This is a genomic window from Kitasatospora sp. NPDC096128, from assembly GCF_040303105.1.
GTDB lineage: Bacteria > Actinomycetota > Actinomycetes > Streptomycetales > Streptomycetaceae > Kitasatospora.
The window spans coordinates 217,728-234,789 of record NZ_JBEOSP010000009.1; the positions used below are offsets into that span (position 1 = coordinate 217,728).

The following is a 17,062-nucleotide window of genomic DNA, read 5'->3' on the forward strand; positions in this document are numbered from 1 at the left end:
CGACCTGCGCGCCCCTGGAGTTACCCGTGACGACACCGAATCCCGGCGACCGCCTCACCCACGTCGACGACCAGGGCGCCGCCCGGATGGTCGACGTCTCCGAGAAGGCCGCCACCGCGCGCACCGCCGTCGCGGCCGGGCGGGTCACGGTCTCCCCGAAGGTGGTGGAACTGCTGCGCGGCGAGGGCGTGCCCAAGGGCGACGCCCTCGCGGTGGCCCGGATCGCCGGGATCATGGGCGCCAAGCGGACGCCCGACCTGATCCCGCTCTGCCACCCGATCGCGGTCTCCGGCGTCAAGGTCGACCTCACCGTCACGGACGACGCGGTCGAGATCACCGCCACCGTGCGGACCGCCGACCGCACCGGCGTCGAGATGGAGGCGCTGACCTCGGTGACGGTCGCCGCGCTGACCGTGATCGACATGGTGAAGGCGGTCGACAAGGCCGCCGCCATCGAGTCCGTCCGGGTGCTCAGCAAGACCGGCGGCAAGAGCGGCGACTGGTTCGCGCCGGAGGTGTCCTCGTGAAGGCGGCGGTGGGGAAGGCGCTCGCCGTGACGGTGTCCAACCGGGCCTCGGCCGGGGTGTACGAGGACAAGGGCGGCCCGCTGCTGGTGGCCGGCCTGGCCGCGATGGGCTTCACCGTCGACGGCCCGCGGGTCGTCCCGGACGGCGAGCCGGTCGAGGCCGTCCTGCGCGAGGCGGTCGCGGCCGGCTACGACGTGGTGCTCACCACCGGCGGCACCGGCATCTCGCCGATGGACCTCACCCCCGAGATGACCGCCCGGGTGATCGACCGGCAGATCCCCGGCATCGCCGAGGCCGTCCGCGCGTACGGCCGCGACAAGGTGGCGACCGCGGCGCTCTCCCGCGGGCTCTCCGGGCTCGCCGGACGTACCCTGATCGTCAACCTGCCGGGCTCGACCGGCGGCGTCAAGGACGGCCTGGCCGTCCTGGAGCCGCTGCTGGCCCACGCCGTCGACCAGCTCGGCGGCGGGGACCACCCCCGGCCCGACGCACGAGCTTCCGGGGCTCCGGCATCTAGGAGTGGGCACTGAACGCCGGCTGGCCGGTAGAGCTCCACGAGGGGGAGGTCGTGCTGCGCCCGATCCGGGCCCGCGACCAGCGCGAGTGGCAGGAGGTGAGCCGCCGCAACCGGGACTGGCTGCGGCGTTGGGAGGCCACCGTGCCGCCCGGCCCGGCGGGCCAGGCCGCCGGGCCCCGTCCGACCTACCGGCAGATGGTCCGGTTCCTGCGCGGCGAGGCCTCGGCCGGCCGGATGCTGCCCTTCGTGGTGCTCCACAAGGGCCAGCTGGTCGGCCAGTTGACCGTCGGCGGGATCACCTGGGGCTCGATGTGCTCGGCCAACGTCGGCTACTGGATCGACGAGGCGGTGGCCGGCCGGGGCATCATGCCGACGGCTGTGGCGCTTTCGGTGGACTACTGCTTCCGCACCCTCGGGCTGCACCGGATCGAGGTCTGCATCCGCCCGGAGAACGGCCCGAGTCGACGGGTGGTGGAAAAGCTCGGGTTCCGCGCGGAGGGAATGCGCCCGCGCTATCTCCACATCGACGGCGACTGGCGGGACCACCTGGTCTACGCCCTGACTGCCGAGGAGGTTCCGGAGGGGATGCTGGAGCGCTGGCGGGCGCTCAGTTCGGGCCGTGAGCCGCGTAATTGAATATTTGTTCGAAATAAATATCGATATGGCATCGGCGCGGTGGCGGACCGTCACAAACACCGGCAAAATAGTCGGAGAATCAGCTTGATCACACGACACGCCGCGCCAAATTGCTGCCAGGCCTTCCCCGGCGCCCGTACGGTGTGAATCGTGAGCAGTAGCGGCCTTATCTACGCCGTCATCGTAGGGGCCTGGGCCGCCTATCTGGTGCCCATGTGGCTCCGCAGGCAGGACGAACTCAACGAGGCGCGCCCGACGGAACGCTTCAGCACCGCCATCCGCCTGCTGGCCGGGCGTTCGGCGCTGGAGCGACGGGCAGCCCGGGCCCTGGGTGACGAACCGCGTGACGACGAGCACAGCGACGACGGTCCTCCCGAGCGGGACGGGGCCGCCTCCGGCGACCCCGCGGCGCGGGAGCCCGAACCCCCGGCGGAGCGTCCGGCCGAACGGCCGGCCCCCGTACGGCAGGGCGGTCCCGAGCGCCGGGCGCGGCTGCTGGCCCGTCGGCGCCGGATGGTCACCGTCCTCTTCCTGGCCTTCGCGCTCGGCGCGGTGGTCGCCGCGGTGGCGGGCCTCGCCTTCCTCTGGGTCCCGGCCGTCCCGGCGCTCCTCCTCACCTTCTACATCGGCCACCTGCGCAAGCTGGAGCGCCAGCGGTACGAGGTGAAGCTGGACCGCGACCGGGCCGCCCAGGCGGCCGAGCGGCTGCGCCAGCGCGAGCGGCAGCGCTTCGAGGCGCCGGCGGACGACCGGCCGACGGTCGAGGCGCCCGCCCCGGCCGAGCCGGCCCCGGCCGCGCCCGCCGGGCACCGCCCCGGCCGGCGCCCGCACCTGCGGCTGGCCGCCGACCCGGAACAGCCCACCGTCGCGGTGCCCTCGGCCTCCGCGGTGGCCGAGGCGACCGAGCACGAGGAGTGGGTCGACGGCATGCGCGAGCGCGGCGCGGCCGGCCCCGACTCCTGGGAGCCGGTGCCCGTCCCGCTGCCGACCTACGTCACCGCGCCGGTCGCCCCCCGGGTGTCCCGCGGCCTGGACCTGTCGGCCCCCGGCACCTGGACCGCCGGCCGGCCCACCGAGTCCCGCGCCACCCCGCTGTTCGACCAGTACGCCGAAGCCCCGGCTCCGGAGTCCCGCCCCCGCGCGGCCAACGAATGACCGCCGTGACCACCCCGACCAGGGGGTGGTCACGGACCCCCTCCGAAAGGTGCTAGAGTTTCTTCTCGTTGGGGCTGTGGCGCAGTCCGGTAGCGCACCTCGTTCGCATCGAGGGGGTCAGGGGTTCGAATCCCCTCAGCTCCACCCAACGGACCGGTTCTGACCGGTACGGCGAAATCCCGCCGGGAGTCAACTCCCGGCGGGATTTCGCGTTTTGTGCTTCCCGGGCGTCGAGTGCCCGGTCGTGGCGGAGGTCACAGCGCCCTCAGGTGGGCGGAATTCGTTGCGTTTTGGGGCTCAGGGGGGTCGGTTATGGTGGTTGGGCCCAGACGGTGACGAGGGAACGATCTGGTCTATCTCAACGGGGTGCCATCGCGGTGCGCGAGTTCGGTCTGAAACGGTGGGGGCGGCAGGCGGACCCGGAGGGGCCCGGTGGCGGCCCGGCAGGCGGAAGACCGAATTCCTGGACCATCGCGGCGGCTTGCGTCGCGGCGGTGTCGGTGGCGGCCTTCGTCCTCCAGCGGCACCTGCACGGGGCGAACATGGTCGACATGCTCGTCTACCGGGCGGAGGGCCAGGCCGTCGTCAACGGTGACGACCTGTACGCGATGCGGCTGCCCGGCTGGGACCTTCCGGCCACCTACCCGCCGTTCGCCGCGATGCTGTTCGTGCCGAGCACCTGGTTCGACGTGAGCCCGCTGCGGGTCCTGGTGACGCTCGGCAACTACGCGCTGCTCGGCCTGGCCGTGCACCTGTCGCTCAAGCTGGCCGGCTGGCCCGCCCGGCGGTACCGGACGGCCGCCACCGTGCTCGCCACCGGCCTCGCGGTCTGGCTGGAGCCGGTGTACACCACCTTCCAGTACGGCCAGGTCAACCTCGGCATCCTCTGCCTGGTGCTGTGGGACCTCACCCGCCCCGACCGCAGCCGGTTCAAGGGCGTGGGCATCGGCCTGGCCACCGCGATCAAGATCACCCCGGGCCTGTTCACCGTCTACCTCTTCCTGACCGGCCGGATCCGGGCCGCGCTCGTCTCCATCGGCACCTTCCTGGCGGCCGGACTGATCGGCTGGATCGTGCTGCCGGACGCCACGTTCGGGTTCTGGACCAAGTACCTGTGGGACCCGAGCCGGGTCGGTGTCACCGTGCTGGTCGACAACCAGTCGCTGCGCGGGGCCGTCTGCCGGCTGCTCGACGTCAACGACCCCGGCCTGGTCGGGCTGACCGCCTCCGCGCTGGTCGCCACGCTCGGCCTCGGAGTGGCCGTGCTCGCCGGGCGCTCCGCCCGGGTGCTGCGCCGGGCCGACGCCTGGGGCGGCGTCTGCGCCGCCCTCACCGCGCTGCTGGTCTCGCCGATCAGCTGGACCCACCACTGGGTCTGGTGCATCCCGCTGATCGCCCTGCTGGCCGCGGAGGCCAGGACCACCGGGCGCCGGGTGCTGCTCGGCGTGACCTCGACGGTGTTCCTCTCCCACGTCATGTGGGCCGTGCCGCACCGCTGGGGCCGCGGCGTCGACTGGTTCTGGCAGCTGCCCGGCTCGATCTACCCGCCGATGGCCGTCGCCGTCCTGGTCGTGATCGGCCTGCGGCTGTACCGGGCCCGGCGGCAGGCCGTGGCCGCCTCGGCCGGCGCCTGGGCGCTGCTCGGCGCCAAGCTCGACCACGACCACGACCACGACCACGACGACCGCGACCGCGACCCCGCCCTGAGCAACCGGACCTGACGGACCGGACCTGACGGACCAGAGACGGACCAGAGCCGACGTGACCACCCAGACCGCGATCCCGCCGACGACCCGGGCCGCCGTACCCGCCGCCGCCCGCAGGGCCGCGGCCGTCCTGGGCACGCCCGCGCGGCGCACCGTGCTGCTCAGCCTGCTGTGCTTCGCGGTGATGTGCGCCATCGGCATGCAGGGCTGGGCCTCCGTCTCGCTCGGCGGCTTCGACCTCGGCATCTTCGACCAGGGCGTGCGCGGCTACGCCCACTTCGGCCTGCCGGTCTCGACGCTGAAGTACTACCACCACGAGTTCCCGCCCGGGTTCTCGCTGCTCGGCGACCACTTCTCCCCGGTCCTGGCGCTGCTCGCGCCGCTGTACTGGATCTGGGACGACCCGCGCTCGCTGATCATCGGACAGGCGCTGCTGTTCGCGCTCGGGGTGCCGCTGATCCGCCGGATCGCCGCCCACTCCTTCGCCGCCGCGAAACCGCGCACCGCCCGCCGGGCCGCCGACCTGGCCGGGCTGGTCTACGCGCTCGGCTGGCCGCTGCTGGTCGCCTCCCGGGTCGGGTTCCACGAGGTCGCCTTCGCCGTCCCGCTGACCCTGCTGATGCTGGAGCGCGGCCTGGCCCGCCGCTACGGCACGGTGGTGCTGGCCGCGGTGCTGCTGTGCTGCACCAAGGAGGACCTCGGCCTGCTGGTCGGCGCGTACGGCCTGGTGCTGCTGCTGCGCACCCGCCGCGGCGCGGACCGGGCCGGCGACCGCGCCGGGCGCTCCACCGGGCTGGGCCTGCTGCTGGGCGGCCCGGTCGCCTCGGTGGTGGCGATCAAGTGGCTGATCCCGGCGATGGGCGGCGAGCCGGGCTACTACTGGAACTACAAGGCGCTCGGCGACGACGGCGGCCAGGCGCTCACCAACCTGCTGCACAACCCGTTCCTGCTGGTGCAGACCGCCTTCGACCAGCCGTTGAAGCCGCTGCTGCTGCTCTGGCTGTTCGGCACCCTGTTCCTGCTGCCGCTGCGCTCGGCCACCGTGCTGTGCATGGTGCCGCTGCTGGCCGAGCGGATCCTCTCCAGCAACCCCAACCACTGGTCGATCGCCCGGCACTACGACTCGATGCTCTGGCCGGTCCTGCTGACCGCCGCCGTCGAGGTGCTGGGGCGGTTGAGCAGCACCGGGCGGCCCGAACGGACCCGGCGCCGGGCCCGGCTGCTGGGCCTGGGCACGGTCGGGGTGGCGCTGGTGGCGGCGGTGCCGATCGGGCTGCTGCAGCTGGCGGTCCCGTCCTCCTGGGAGCCCCGGGCGAGCGAGGCCGCGCTGGTCCGGGCGGCGGCGCTGATCCCGGACGGCGCCTCGGTGGAGGCGGACAACCAGATCGCGCCCCGGCTGACCGCCAGGACGGACGTGGTGCTGGTGGACGGGACGCCGCGCGGACGCGAGTACGTGCTGACCCGCTCCGACAAGCGGTCCTTCCCGTTCAAGACGGACAAGGAGCAGGCCGACCGGATCCAGCTGCTGCTGGCGCACGGCTACCGGCAGGTCTGGGCCGAGGACGGGGTGGTGCTGCTGCACCGGGAGGGCGACCAGCCGATCCCGGGCGAGCACGTGCCGGGGCCGGGCAGCAAGCCGGTCCAGGACGAGGTGCCCTCCGACGTGGGGCACAACCTGTTCAAGGGCTGAGCCGCCCCCGGCCCGCCCGGACGATGACCACCGGGCAGGCCGCGTGGTGCAGGCAGTACTGGGCGACGGTGCCCAGCGGGGCGTCCGGCGGGCTCCCCCGGCCGCGGTTGCCGAGGACGAGCAGGGCGGCGCCGTCGGCGGCGGCGACCAGGGCGGGGCCGGGCGGCCCGGCCCTCAGCCGGCGGCCCAGCGGGAGCGCGCAGCCCGCCGCCGCCTCGTCGAGGATCTCGGCGGCGCGGCGCTCCGGCTCGAAGCCGTCCAGGGCGGGCGGGACGAGGCCGTGCTCGCCGAAGAGGCAGGGGAAGTCCCAGACCGCCACCGCCTCCAGCGGGGCGCCGGTGCGGCCGGCCAGTCCGGCCGCCCAGCGGACGGCGGCGCGGGCGGGGGCGGAGCCGTCCACGCCGACCACGATCCGGCCGGGCTGCATGGTTCGAGGGTAGGCGCGGCGGCGTCCCCCGCGCCCGCCGCGAGGAACCGGTCGGGCGCGGACACGCCGGAGGGCCGGCCGGAAGGTGTCCGGCCGGCCCTCGGGCCTGTCGTGCGGGTGGACGTCAGGGGCGCTCGGCGTAGGAGCCGTGCTGGTGGTGCGAGCCCTGGGGCGGGACGGGGCCGTGGTGGCCGGGGCGGTGACCGCGCGGGTGGCGGGTCAGGTGGTAGCCGAGGACGCCGGCCAGGGCCGCCAGGAAACCGCCGCCGATGGTCCAGTACCAGCGGCTGTTCCAGCCGGAGAACCAGCCGGTGTACCAGTGCTCCTGGGCCGCGACCGGGGCCGCGGCCTTGGCCGTGGTCGCGCCGCCGCCGACCGGCGGGACCAGCGGGGCCTTGAGCTCGCCGCCCTCGGGCTGGGCGTTGTCGGCGTTGCCCTTGGCGGTGACGTGCAGCTGGGTCGTGGCGGCCAGGCCCAGGTCGGACTGCGGGGCGTCGGTGACCGAGAGCCGGACGTAGTAGGTGCCGGGCAGCGGGTCGCCGGACCACGGCTCGGCCCAGGTGCGGACCTCGCGCAGGGTGCAGTTCAGGGTCAGCGAGGCGGTGTTCTGGTCGCCGGTGGCGTTCTGGGTGCCGGCCGTGCAGGCCTGGCGGCGGCGCAGCCCGTCGAAGACCTCGACGGTCCAGGTCTGCGGGCCGTGCCGGTCGGCGGCCGGGGCGAGGTTGACGGTCAGGCCGACCGTCGGGGTCTGGCCCTCGGAGGCGCCGAAGGCCCAGTACAGGTAGTCACCGGTGGAGACGGCCACGTCGGCGTCCTGGCCGGGGGAGAGGTTGACCGCGGTCAGGAAGGAGGTGCCGGCCTTGGTGGCCGGGGCCGGGGTGCCGCTCGCGGTCGCCGTCGGGGACGGCGCGGCGGCGGAGGCGGCCGGGGCGCCCAGCGCGAGCGCGGGCAGCAGGGCGAGGGCGGCGAGGGCGCCGCGGATCGTGGTGCGCATGGTCAGTTCTCCCGCCAGACGGCGATCCGCCAGCGTGCGATCCAGCCCGAGACCAGGCCGAAGGCCAGGCCGGCCAGGGTGAGGGTGAGCAGCAGGATCCAGCCGCGGCCGAGGCCCATGGCGGCGCCCTCGGGGGCGGGCGAGGCTGCGGCGAGGTCCACGGTCAGTTCCAGCGGCATGCCGGGGTCGACGTGGACGCCGGCCTGCGGGGCCAGCGAGTTGCTGACCACCAGGCAGACGGTGGTGTCCGGCTTGTCCTTGGCCGTGGCGGTCGGGCTTGCGGTGACGTAGCCCTTGGAGTCGTCGGTGGACCAGCGCAGGCCGGTGGAGATGAGGTCGGTGCGGGCGCTGCCCGCGTCGGTGCCGCGGACCAGCTCCTGGCCGGTGGCGCTGGTGGCCTGGAGCAGGACGCCGTAGTCCCGGGCCACGGCGCGGTCGAGCCCCACGCTGACCGAGGCGCGCAGCTCCTGGCCGGACTTGACCGGGACCTTGTAGACGCGGTGCTCGGAGAACTTCTCCCGGTCGCTGTAGACGCCGGGGGTGAGCACCGGGGCGCTCTCGCACTTGTCGGTGCCGGCGGTCTTGACCGGGTTGACGGTGTAGGTGTCGTCGTTGCGGTCGATCAGCTGCTTCACCTTGTCGGTGAGCTGCTGGCCGGTGCGGACGTCGGTGTAGGTGCCGCCGGTCGCGTTGGCGATGCAGAGCAGCTGCTGGCGGGTCTTGTCGTCGTGGGCCAGGCCGAGGGTGTCGACCACCAGGTGGATGCCCTGGGCGGCGAGTTCGCGGGCCACGTCGCACGGGTCCGGCGGGGCGCAGTCGTCCTCGCCGTCGGTGATCAGGACGATCCGGCGGGTGGCGTCGCCCTTGCCGAGGTCCTGGGCCGCGCCGCGCAGGGCCAGGCCGATCGGGGTCCAGCCGGTGGGGCGCAGGGTGGCGACCGCGGTCTTGGCCTCGACCTTGTTGGTCTTTCCGACCGGGAAGAGCTGCTTGGTGTCCTGGCAGCCGACCGTCTTGTCGTTGCCGGGGTAGGTGGCGCCGAGGGTGCGGATGCCGAACTCGGCTTCCGCGGGCAGGGCGTCGATCACCTCGTTCAGCGAGTTCTGGGCCACCGAGATGCGGCTCTTGCCCTGGATGTCGGCGGTGTTCATGGAGCCGCTGACGTCCAGGATCAGGTCGACCTTGGGGGCCTCCTTCGGTACGGGGGAGGCGCCGGCTGATGGTTCGTCGGCGTGGGCGGGCAGGCCGAGGAGCAGCGAGGCGCCCGTTATCGCCAGGGCGGCCAGCAGGCTGCCGAGCCTGGTCTTCGGTCGTCGTCCGGTATTCACCCGGCCGATCCTAGGGATCATCAGTTCGTCAAGGCCAAACGGGACCGGACGGTGTACCCGCCCGCCTCGGGTGAACTCCGTTGCGGGGCAGGGGGATTGCCGGAGCGCGGTCCTCACGGTGGCCTTACCCGCGCCGGATAGCCTTCGGGGGATCGGAGGGAGGCGGGGGCGGATGGAGCTGACCGCGGTCGGCAAGCGGTACGGGCGGGGCGGCCGGTGGATCCTGCGGGACGTCGGACTGGCCGTCGGGCCGGGGGAGTTGGTGCGGATCGCCGGGGCCAACGGGAGCGGCAAGTCGACCCTGCTGCGGCTGGTGGCCGGGATCGAGCGGCCGAGCACCGGCCGGGTGGTGCGGCCCGGGGCGGCGGCGTACGTGCCGGAGCGCTTCCCGCCGGCACTGCCGTTCGACGCCGCCTCGTACCTGCTGCGGGTGGGCCGGGTGCACGGGCTGTCGGCCGAGGCGGCCCGGCGGCGGTCCGGGGAGTGGCTGGAGCGGTTCGGCGTCGCGGACCGGGCGGGCACCCCGTTGAGCCGGTTGTCCAAGGGCGCCTGTCAGAAGGTGGCGGTGGTGCAGGCGCTGATCGCCGAGGCCCCGCTGCTGCTGCTGGACGAGGCCTGGACCGGGCTGGACCCGGGGGCCCGGGCGGTGCTGGACGACGCGGCCGCCGAGCGGGCGGCGGCGGGCGGCACGGTGCTGTTCGTGGACCACGACCCGGCCCGGCTGGCCGGGCGGACCAGCGCCGCCTACCGGGTCGGTGCGGACGGCGGGCTGCGGCCGGAGGCCGGGGAGACGCCGGCGGTCGACGGGGGCGGGCCGGTGGTGGAGGTCGAGGTGGACCTTCCGGACGGCGCCCCGCTGCCGGAGCGGCTGCCCGGCGCGCCGGCGGTGGCCGCGCTGGGCGGGACGGCGGTGCGGCTGACGGTGCCGGCCGGGCACTCGGACGCCCTGCTGCGCGGCCTGCTGCTGAGCCGCCCGGCGCTGCGGGTGCTGGCGGTGCGTCGACGGGAGGAGGAGCGGTGAGGCAGGTCGGGGCGCTGACCCGGTACCACCTGGAGCTGCTGGTGCGCTCGCACGCCTGGCTGCCGCCGTTCCTGACGTTCGCGCTGCTGCTGGTGATCGGGGTGGCGCCGGGCGACCCGCTGCTGGGCGGGCTGGGTTTCGGCGCGGGGGCGCTGGTGCCGGTGAGCGCCTGGTACGTGCGCGGCGCGCTGCAGGCCGAGCCGCCGGCCTCGCGGGCCTGCCTGGTCGCGGTGGCGGGCCCGGCGCGGGTGCACCTGGGCGCGCTGCTGGCGGCGCTGGCGGTGTCCGGGCTGCTGGCGGCGGGCGAGGTGGCGTTGGTGTGGTGGACCCACGGGCCGGTGGCCGCTCCGGGGGCGCCGCGGCAACCGGGGGCCGGGGAGGCGCTGCAGGCGGGGGTGCTCGCCGCGGTGGTCTCGGTGCTGCTGGGGACGCTGGCCGGGGTGCTGGCCAACCGTCCGGTGCTGGTCCGCTCGCCGTACGGGATCCTGGCGGCGCTGGGCCTGGCCGCGGCGGTGCTGGTGGTGCCGGGCTCGCCGGCCAACGCGGCGGTGCGCGGGCTGGTGCTGGCGGACCGGACCGGGGAGGTCGCCGTGAACTGGGGCGAACTGCCCTGGGCCGTCGTCCTGTTGGCCGCGGTCGGGGTTGGGGCGGCGGCGCTGGCCGGGCGGCGGCCGCGGTGACGCGCGACGGTCGCGATCACGACATCAGCGGACACACCGCAGCGAAGAGCCGATACATACGGATAGCGCTCGTTAGGGTGACGAACCGGGGCACGGGCGTCCGGACCCGGTCAGCCCCTTCGACTCCCGCCTCCCCCAGGACGGTCCGTGGCGACACCCTCCGCCGTGACGAGATCCGCCGCCCGGCCGGACCGGCCGGTGCCGACCCGGCGCACCACCGAGCTGGTGCTGGTACTGGCGGCCGTCCTGACCGCCGTGTTCGGCTACGTCGAGGTCGGCGTGGACCTCGACGGCGCGGCGCCGGCCGACGCCGCCCAGTACGGGGCCGCGCTCGGCGTGCTCGCCCTGGCGGCGCACGGCGTGGTCCGGTGGCGGGCCCGGTACGCGGACCCGCTGCTGCTGCCGATCGCGGTGCTGCTCAACGGGATCGGACTGGTGGTGATCTACCGCCTGGACCGGGCCACCACGGGCCGCGAGGCCGCCCCCACCCAGCTGCTCTGGTCGGCCCTGGGGGTGGGGCTGTTCACCGCGGTGCTGCTGCTGGTGGGCGACCACCGGCGGTTGCGCCGCTACGCCTACGTCGGGGTGCTGCTGGCGCTGGTCCTGCTGGTGGTGCCGATCTTCTTCCCGCCGGTGTACGGCTCCCGGATCTGGATCGTGGTCGGGCCGCTCTCCTTCCAGCCGGGGGAGTTCGCCAAGATCCTGCTGGCGGTGTTCTTCGCCGCCTACCTGGCGGTGCACCGGGACGCGCTGGCGCTCACCGGCCGCCGGGTCTGGCGCTGGCAGCTGCCGCGCGGGCGGGTGCTCGGGCCGGTGCTGCTGATCTGGGCGGCGTTCGTCGGGGTGCTGGTGCTGGAGACCGACCTCGGGACGGCCCTGCTGTACTTCGGCCTGTTCGTGGTGATGCTCTACGTGGCCACCGCCCGCACCGGCTGGATCGCGATCGGCCTGGGCCTGGCGGCGGTCGGCGCGGTGGCGGTGGGCTGGCTCTCGCCGCACGTGCACAGCCGGGTGGTGGACTGGCTGGACCCGCTGGGCTCGATCACGGCGGGCCGGGGCGCCAACCAGATCGCCCAGTCGCTGTTCGCCTTCGCCTGGGGCGGCGAGCTGGGCACCGGGCTGGGCAACGGGCACTCGGTGCTGATCGGCTTCGCCGCCAAGTCGGACTTCATCCTCGCGACCGTCGGCGAGGAGCTCGGCCTGACCGGGCTGGTCGCGGTGCTGCTGCTGTACGCGGTGCTGGTCTCGCGCGGCTTCCGGACCGGCATCGCGCTGCGCGACCCGTTCGGCCGGCTGCTGGCGATCGGGCTGGCCGCGATCGTCGGCCTCCAGGTGTTCGTGGTGGCGGGCGGGGTGCTGGCGCTGATTCCGCTGACCGGGATGACGATGCCGTTCATCGCCCAGGGCGGTTCCTCCGTCGTCACCAACTGGATCATCGTGGCGCTGCTGGTGCGGATGAGCGACGACGCCCGGCGGCCGGTGCCCGTGCTCGCACCGGTGACCGTGCCCGGGCCGGAGGTGCCGTGATGGTGGCGCTCCGGCCGCGGGGCAACGGCCCGCAGGGGCTGCCCGGGATCTCGGTGACCGGGCGCCGGGCGGCCACCTTCTGCCTGCTGCTGGTCGGGGCACTGTGCGTGCAGGCCACCCGGGTGCAGGTCTTCGAGGCCCGGGACCTCGACCGCAACAGCGCCAACCAGCGGCTCACCGTCGAGCGGTACGCCCAGCCGCGCGGGGACCTCATGGTCGGCGGCCGTCCGGTGACCGGCTCCCGCCCCACCGGCGGCCGGTATGCCTACAAGCGCAGCTACACCGACGGCCCGACCTACGCCGCGGTCACCGGCTTCGCCTCCCAGGCGTACGGCAACAGCCAGCTGGAGGGCACCGAGGACGACCTGCTGACCGGTACCGACGGGCGGCTGACCGGCTGGTCGCTCCGGGACGCGATCACCCGCCGGCGCAACCCCGGCGGGGACGTGTACACCACGATCTCCCCGGCGGCCCAGCAGGCCGCGATGCGCGGGCTGGGCGGCCGGAAGGGCGCGGTCGCCGCGATCGAACCGGCCACCGGGCGGATCCTGGCGCTGGCCAGCGCCCCCTCCTACGACCCGGGCGGCTTCGCCGGCTCGGCCGCCGCCGACCAGAAGGCCTGGAACCGGCTGCAGGCCGACGCCGACCAGCCGATGCTCAACCGGGCGCTGCGCCAGACCTACCCGCCGGGCTCGACCTTCAAGGTGGTCACCGCCGCCGCGGCGCTGGCGTCCGGGGCGGTCACCGACCCGGACGCGCCGACCGGGGCGCCCTTCCCGTACGTGCTGCCGGGGACGACCACGCCGCTGGTCGACGACAGCGCGGCCTGCGACCGGCCGGGGCTCTCGCTGGACGCGGCGATGACCGCCGGCTGCAACAGCGTGCTGGGCTACCTCGGGGAGCGGACCGGACTGTCGAAGCTGGTGGCGACGGCCGAGGGCTTCGGCTTCAACGACCCGAGGCTGGACCTGCCGGTGCGCCCGGCCCGGTCCAACGTGGCTACCTCGATGGACCCGTCCCAGCTGGCGCTCGCCTCGATCGGGCAGTTCGACACCGCGGCCACCCCGCTGGTGATGGCGATGGTCGCGGCGGGGGTGGCCAACGACGGGACGGTGATGCGGCCGCAGCTGGTGGACCGGCTGACCAGGGGCGACGGTACCGAGGTCGAGGTGATGAAGCCGGCCGTGTACCGGCGGGCGCTGACCCCGGCGGTGGCCGGGCAGGTGCGCAAGCTGATGACGGACGTGGTGGAGAACGGCACCGGCGGCAACGCCCGGATCCCCGGGGCGGTGGTCGGCGGCAAGACCGGGACGGCCCAGCACGGGGTGGACAACAGCGGGACGCCGTACGCCTGGTTCATCTCCTGGGCCAATCCGGCCGGCTCGGACGCGGTGCCACCGGTCGCGGTGGCCGTGGTGGTCGCGGACAGTGACGCCACGGACGTCACCGGTGGCGCGCTGGCCGCTCCGATCGCCCGTGCGGTGATGCGGGCGGTGCTCGGCGGCTGACCCGGGCAGGGTCGCTGACCTGGTGTTCTATCCGATGCCCGGAAGAACCGCCGCGTGCGAAGTGTCCGGTTTGTGAGCTCTGATGCGCCGATTCGTACAATGCGCTGATCGGTATTGTTTGTTTGCGACACTGGTGTCTTTGCCGGGTACTGTCCCATGTTTGTTCGGTTGGTCCCCGAAGGCACCCCCCCGTGCACGCAGGGTGACCGGCCACCAGGACACCCTCCCCCGCCCAGAAGGACCGCAGTTTTGGCCAGCAACACCCTCGGTGCGCGTCTGCTGCGCCGCAAGCCCGTCTCGACCCTGATCGCGGAGAGCGAGGGCCGCGACCTTCCGGCCGGCGCACCCGGAGAGGGCGGCCGCTCCGGCATCCACCTGCGCCGCTCGATCGGCCTCTGGCAGCTGTCCGCGATCGGCATCGGCGCCACCATCGGCACCGGCATCTTCTTCGTCCTGGGCAGTGCGGTGCCGCAGGCCGGGCCGGCCGTGATCCTGTCCTTCGTGATCGCCGCGGTCACCGCCGGGCTCACCGCGCTCTGCTACGCCGAGATGGCCTCCGCGATCCCGGTCTCCGGCTCCTCGTACTCCTACGCCTACGCCACCCTCGGCGAAGGCGTCGCCTTCGGCGTCGGCATCTGCCTGCTGCTGGAGTACGGCGTCTCCGCCTCCGCGATCGCGGTCAGCTGGGCCGAGTACCTGAACAAGTTCCTCGACCTGGCCTTCGGGTTCAAGATCCCCCAGCAGCTGTCCGGCGCGCCCGACAGCACCCACTGGTTCAACCTGCCGGCGCTGCTGCTGGTCGCGATGATCTGCTTCCTGCTGATCCGCGGCGTCAGCGAGTCGGTGAAGGTCAACGCGGCCATGGTCGGGATCAAGATCCTCATCCTGCTGCTGTTCGTCGGCGTCGCCCTGACCGGCTTCCACTCCGGCAACCTGACCCCGTTCATGCCGCTCGGCATCGGCGGCGTGCAGATGGCCGCCTCCAGCATCTTCTTCTCCTTCATCGGCCTGGACGCCGTGTCCACCGCCGGCGAGGAGGTCAAGAACCCGCGCCGCACCATGCCGATGGCGATCATCGTCTCGCTGGTCGTGGTGACCCTGCTGTACGTCCTGGTCGCGCTGGCCGGCATCGGCGCCCAGCCGTGGACCGGCTTCAAGGACCAGGAGGCCGGACTCGCCCAGATCATGCAGGACATCACCGGCCAGAGCTGGCCCGCGATGATCTTCGCGGTCGGCGCGATCATCTCGATCTTCAGCGTCACCCTCGTGGTGATCTACGGCCAGACCCGCATCCTGTACTCGATGGGCCGCGACGGCATGCTGCCCAAGCGCTTCGCCGAGCTCTCCCCGCGCACCGGCACCCCGGTCTGGAACACCCTGGTGGTCGGAATCGGCGTGGGCGCGCTGGCCGCGTTCGTCCCGCTGGAGGTGCTGGCCGACATCACCAGCCTCGGCACCCTGATCGCCTTCTCGGTGGTCTCGATCGGTGTGATCGTCCTGCGCCGCACCCAGCCCGACCTGCCGCGCGGCTTCAAGGTCCCCGGCTACCCGGTCGTCCCGCTGGTCAGCGTCGGCTTCTGCGTCTACCTGATCACCGGCCTGCACGCCGACACCTTCCGGGCCGGCGCGATCGCCCTGGTCGTGGCGGTGGCCGTCTACTTCGGGTACAGCATCAAGCACTCCCGGCTGGAGCGCGCCGAGCGCCAGAGCGTCCCGGCCGGCACCGAGGCCGGCTGACCGGGGCGTCGGCCGCCGGGCCGTTATCCAATCGTGAAGGGCCGCCGCGTGGTACGACACCCGGCGGCCCTACGCGCGTAGCGTCCCGATCGGCAGCCGAGGCAGTGGCGACAGGGCCCGGTTCGCCGCCATAACCTTCCACCATGGTGAGCACCCGCACGCCCGGCTTCTCCCGCCCGCGCGGCCGCGTCACCGGCCGCGCCAGAACGCCGGCCCAGTCCATCGGAGCCGACCTGCCGGCCAGATCCGGACGGTCCTCGGCCGGCTCCTCGGCCCGGCCGTTCCCCCGTCAGCGTGGTGAGAGCACCTTTCCACCCACGCCCGATCGGTGGAATCCCGCCCGGATCGCCTCGCTGCGCTGGGTGCAGCTGCTCGGCTGCCTGATCGCGGCCGGCTGGGCTGCGGCCTTCCCGCTCGTCTCCGACCTGGCCAACCAGCGGCTGTGGGGCCTCGTCGCCGCCCCCGCCTACGTCGTGGCCGGTCTCCTCTGCCTCACCCTGCCGCGCCGCTTCGCGGCCGAGGCCGCCGCCGTGGTCGCCCTGCTCGGGGCCGTGCTGGCGCCGCTCGGGCTGCTCGCGGTGACCGGCCGCCACCAGTCCGAGGTGATGGTGGTCGAACGCTCGGCCCACCTGATGCTCACCACCGGCGACGTCTACCTCCCGCACCCCGTGGTGGTCACCGACTACAACCCCTACCTGCCGGCGATGTCCCTGTTCGGGCTGCCGCGCCAGCTGCTCGGCAGCTCCACGGCCTTCGCCCGGGTCGCGGGGGACGCCCGGATCTGGTTCGCCCTCACCTTCGTCGTCTGCCTGCTGGCCGCCTGGCGCCTGCTCCGGCCCGACCGCCCCGGCACCGTCGGCCAGCGGGCGCCGCTGCTGCCGCTGGCCGTGCTCACCGCCTCGCCGCTGATAGCGCTCGCCCTGGTGGTCGGCGGCGTCGACCTGCCGCTGATCGGGGTCTGCTGTCTGGCCATGGCGCTCGCCGAGCGGGACCGCACCGTCGCCGCCGGGCTGGTGCTCGCCCTCGCCTGCAGCCTCAAGTGGACCGCCTGGCCGGCCCTGCCGGTGGCCGTCCTGCTGCTGTGGCGGCTGTACGGGCGCCGGCCCGCCGCCCGCACCGCGCTGATCGGGGTCGGGGTGAGCGCGGCGGTGCTGCTGCCGTCCGTACTGACCCAGCCGGAGGCGCTGCGCGACCAGGTGGTGCGCTTCCCGCTCGGGATGACCGCGATCCGCACCCCCGCGGGCAGCCCGCTGCCGGGCAAGGTGCTGGCCGGCTTCGGGCCGACCGGGCACACCGTCTCGCTGGCGCTGATGACCCTCGCCCTGATCGGGGTGGCGATCTGGCTGGTGGCCCGGCCGCCGGTCTCCGCGATCGCCGCCGCCGACCTGCTGGCGGCCGGGCTCGCGATCGCCTTCATGCTCGCCCCGGCCGGGCGCTTCGGGTACCTGGCGCTGCCCGCCGTGCTGGTGATCTGGCCCCGGCTGGCGGCCAGGAGCTGGAGCAGCCGGCGCCCGGCGACGCCCTGGCCCGCCCCGGGCGCGCCGGAGCCCGCCCTGCCGCGGGGCTGACCGGGCCCGGACGCACGGGAGCCCGCCACGACGACGTGGCGGGC

At 74.2% G+C, this 17,062-nt stretch carries 15 protein-coding genes and 1 tRNA gene; 13 read left to right on the top strand and 3 right to left on the bottom strand.

Annotation, left to right across the window (positions count from 1 at the left end; all coding sequences use genetic code 11):
- Nucleotides 1–86: 86 nt before the first annotated feature.
- From moaC to ABTY61_RS13535, 7 genes are all read left to right on the top strand, one after another.
- Complete coding sequence (moaC, locus tag ABTY61_RS13505; RefSeq protein ID WP_502895299.1) at nt 87–527, top strand: cyclic pyranopterin monophosphate synthase MoaC; 441 nt, start codon at nt 87–89, stop codon at nt 525–527.
- Nucleotides 524–1,057 (top strand): MogA/MoaB family molybdenum cofactor biosynthesis protein, encoded by a 534-nt coding sequence (locus ABTY61_RS13510; protein WP_350505116.1) that lies wholly within the window; start codon nt 524–526, stop codon nt 1,055–1,057. The genes moaC and ABTY61_RS13510 overlap by 4 nt, the downstream gene beginning before the upstream one ends.
- Before the next feature lie 38 nt (nt 1,058–1,095).
- Nucleotides 1,096–1,680 (top strand): GNAT family N-acetyltransferase, encoded by a 585-nt coding sequence (locus tag ABTY61_RS13515; RefSeq protein ID WP_502895297.1) that lies wholly within the window; start codon nt 1,096–1,098, stop codon nt 1,678–1,680.
- Between the two features lie 150 nt (nt 1,681–1,830).
- Entirely contained in the window at nt 1,831–2,835 is a 1,005-nt protein-coding gene (sepX, locus tag ABTY61_RS13520; RefSeq protein ID WP_350505117.1) for a divisome protein SepX/GlpR, read from the top strand.
- A gap of 70 nt (nt 2,836–2,905) precedes the next feature.
- A tRNA-Ala gene (locus ABTY61_RS13525) sits at nt 2,906–2,979 on the top strand.
- A 350-nt stretch (nt 2,980–3,329) separates the two neighbouring features.
- The gene (locus tag ABTY61_RS13530) at nt 3,330–4,556 is read left to right on the top strand and encodes a glycosyltransferase 87 family protein (RefSeq protein WP_350505118.1); all 1,227 of its coding nucleotides are present in this window, start codon (nt 3,330–3,332) and stop codon (nt 4,554–4,556) included.
- A gap of 40 nt (nt 4,557–4,596) precedes the next feature.
- A complete protein-coding gene (locus tag ABTY61_RS13535) occupies nt 4,597–6,231 on the top strand; it encodes a DUF2079 domain-containing protein (protein WP_350505119.1) in 1,635 nt (544 codons plus the stop codon).
- On the opposite strand, the gene ABTY61_RS13540 is transcribed toward ABTY61_RS13535, so the two are convergent.
- The 3 genes from ABTY61_RS13540 to ABTY61_RS13550 all read right to left on the bottom strand — a co-directional run bounded on the left by ABTY61_RS13540 (nt 6,221) and on the right by ABTY61_RS13550 (nt 8,977).
- Complete coding sequence (locus ABTY61_RS13540; protein WP_350505120.1) at nt 6,221–6,658, bottom strand: universal stress protein; 438 nt, start codon at nt 6,656–6,658, stop codon at nt 6,221–6,223. The two genes, ABTY61_RS13535 and ABTY61_RS13540, sit on opposite strands and share 11 nt — an antisense overlap.
- 124 nt (nt 6,659–6,782) lie before the next feature.
- Nucleotides 6,783–7,652 carry a peptidase gene (locus ABTY61_RS13545; RefSeq protein ID WP_350505121.1) on the bottom strand — a complete coding sequence of 290 codons (870 nt, stop codon included), beginning with the start codon at nt 7,650–7,652 and terminating at the stop codon, nt 6,783–6,785.
- Nucleotides 7,653–7,654: 2 nt separating this feature from the next.
- The gene (locus ABTY61_RS13550) at nt 7,655–8,977 is read right to left on the bottom strand and encodes a VWA domain-containing protein (RefSeq protein WP_350505122.1); all 1,323 of its coding nucleotides are present in this window, start codon (nt 8,975–8,977) and stop codon (nt 7,655–7,657) included.
- 172 nt (nt 8,978–9,149) lie between these two features.
- On the opposite strand from ABTY61_RS13550, the gene ABTY61_RS13555 reads away from it, so the two are divergent.
- The 6 genes from ABTY61_RS13555 to ABTY61_RS13580 all read left to right on the top strand — a co-directional run bounded on the left by ABTY61_RS13555 (nt 9,150) and on the right by ABTY61_RS13580 (nt 17,018).
- Complete coding sequence (locus ABTY61_RS13555) at nt 9,150–9,998, top strand: ABC transporter ATP-binding protein (RefSeq protein WP_350505123.1); 849 nt, start codon at nt 9,150–9,152, stop codon at nt 9,996–9,998.
- Nucleotides 9,995–10,678 (top strand): ABC transporter, encoded by a 684-nt coding sequence (locus ABTY61_RS13560; protein WP_350505124.1) that lies wholly within the window; start codon nt 9,995–9,997, stop codon nt 10,676–10,678. The genes ABTY61_RS13555 and ABTY61_RS13560 overlap by 4 nt, the downstream gene beginning before the upstream one ends.
- Before the next feature lie 165 nt (nt 10,679–10,843).
- Nucleotides 10,844–12,205: an FtsW/RodA/SpoVE family cell cycle protein gene (locus tag ABTY61_RS13565; RefSeq protein ID WP_350505125.1), complete on the top strand. Its 1,362-nt coding sequence runs from the start codon at nt 10,844–10,846 to the stop codon at nt 12,203–12,205.
- On the top strand, nt 12,205–13,713 hold the full coding sequence (locus ABTY61_RS13570) for a penicillin-binding transpeptidase domain-containing protein (protein ID WP_350505126.1): 1,509 nt from the start codon (nt 12,205–12,207) through the stop codon (nt 13,711–13,713). The genes ABTY61_RS13565 and ABTY61_RS13570 overlap by 1 nt, the downstream gene beginning before the upstream one ends.
- 156 nt (nt 13,714–13,869) lie before the next feature.
- Nucleotides 13,870–15,450 (top strand): amino acid permease, encoded by a 1,581-nt coding sequence (locus ABTY61_RS13575; RefSeq protein ID WP_502895298.1) that lies wholly within the window; start codon nt 13,870–13,872, stop codon nt 15,448–15,450.
- A gap of 143 nt (nt 15,451–15,593) precedes the next feature.
- A complete protein-coding gene (locus ABTY61_RS13580) occupies nt 15,594–17,018 on the top strand; it encodes a glycosyltransferase family 87 protein (protein ID WP_350505128.1) in 1,425 nt (474 codons plus the stop codon).
- The last annotated feature ends 44 nt before the right edge of the window (nt 17,019–17,062 follow it).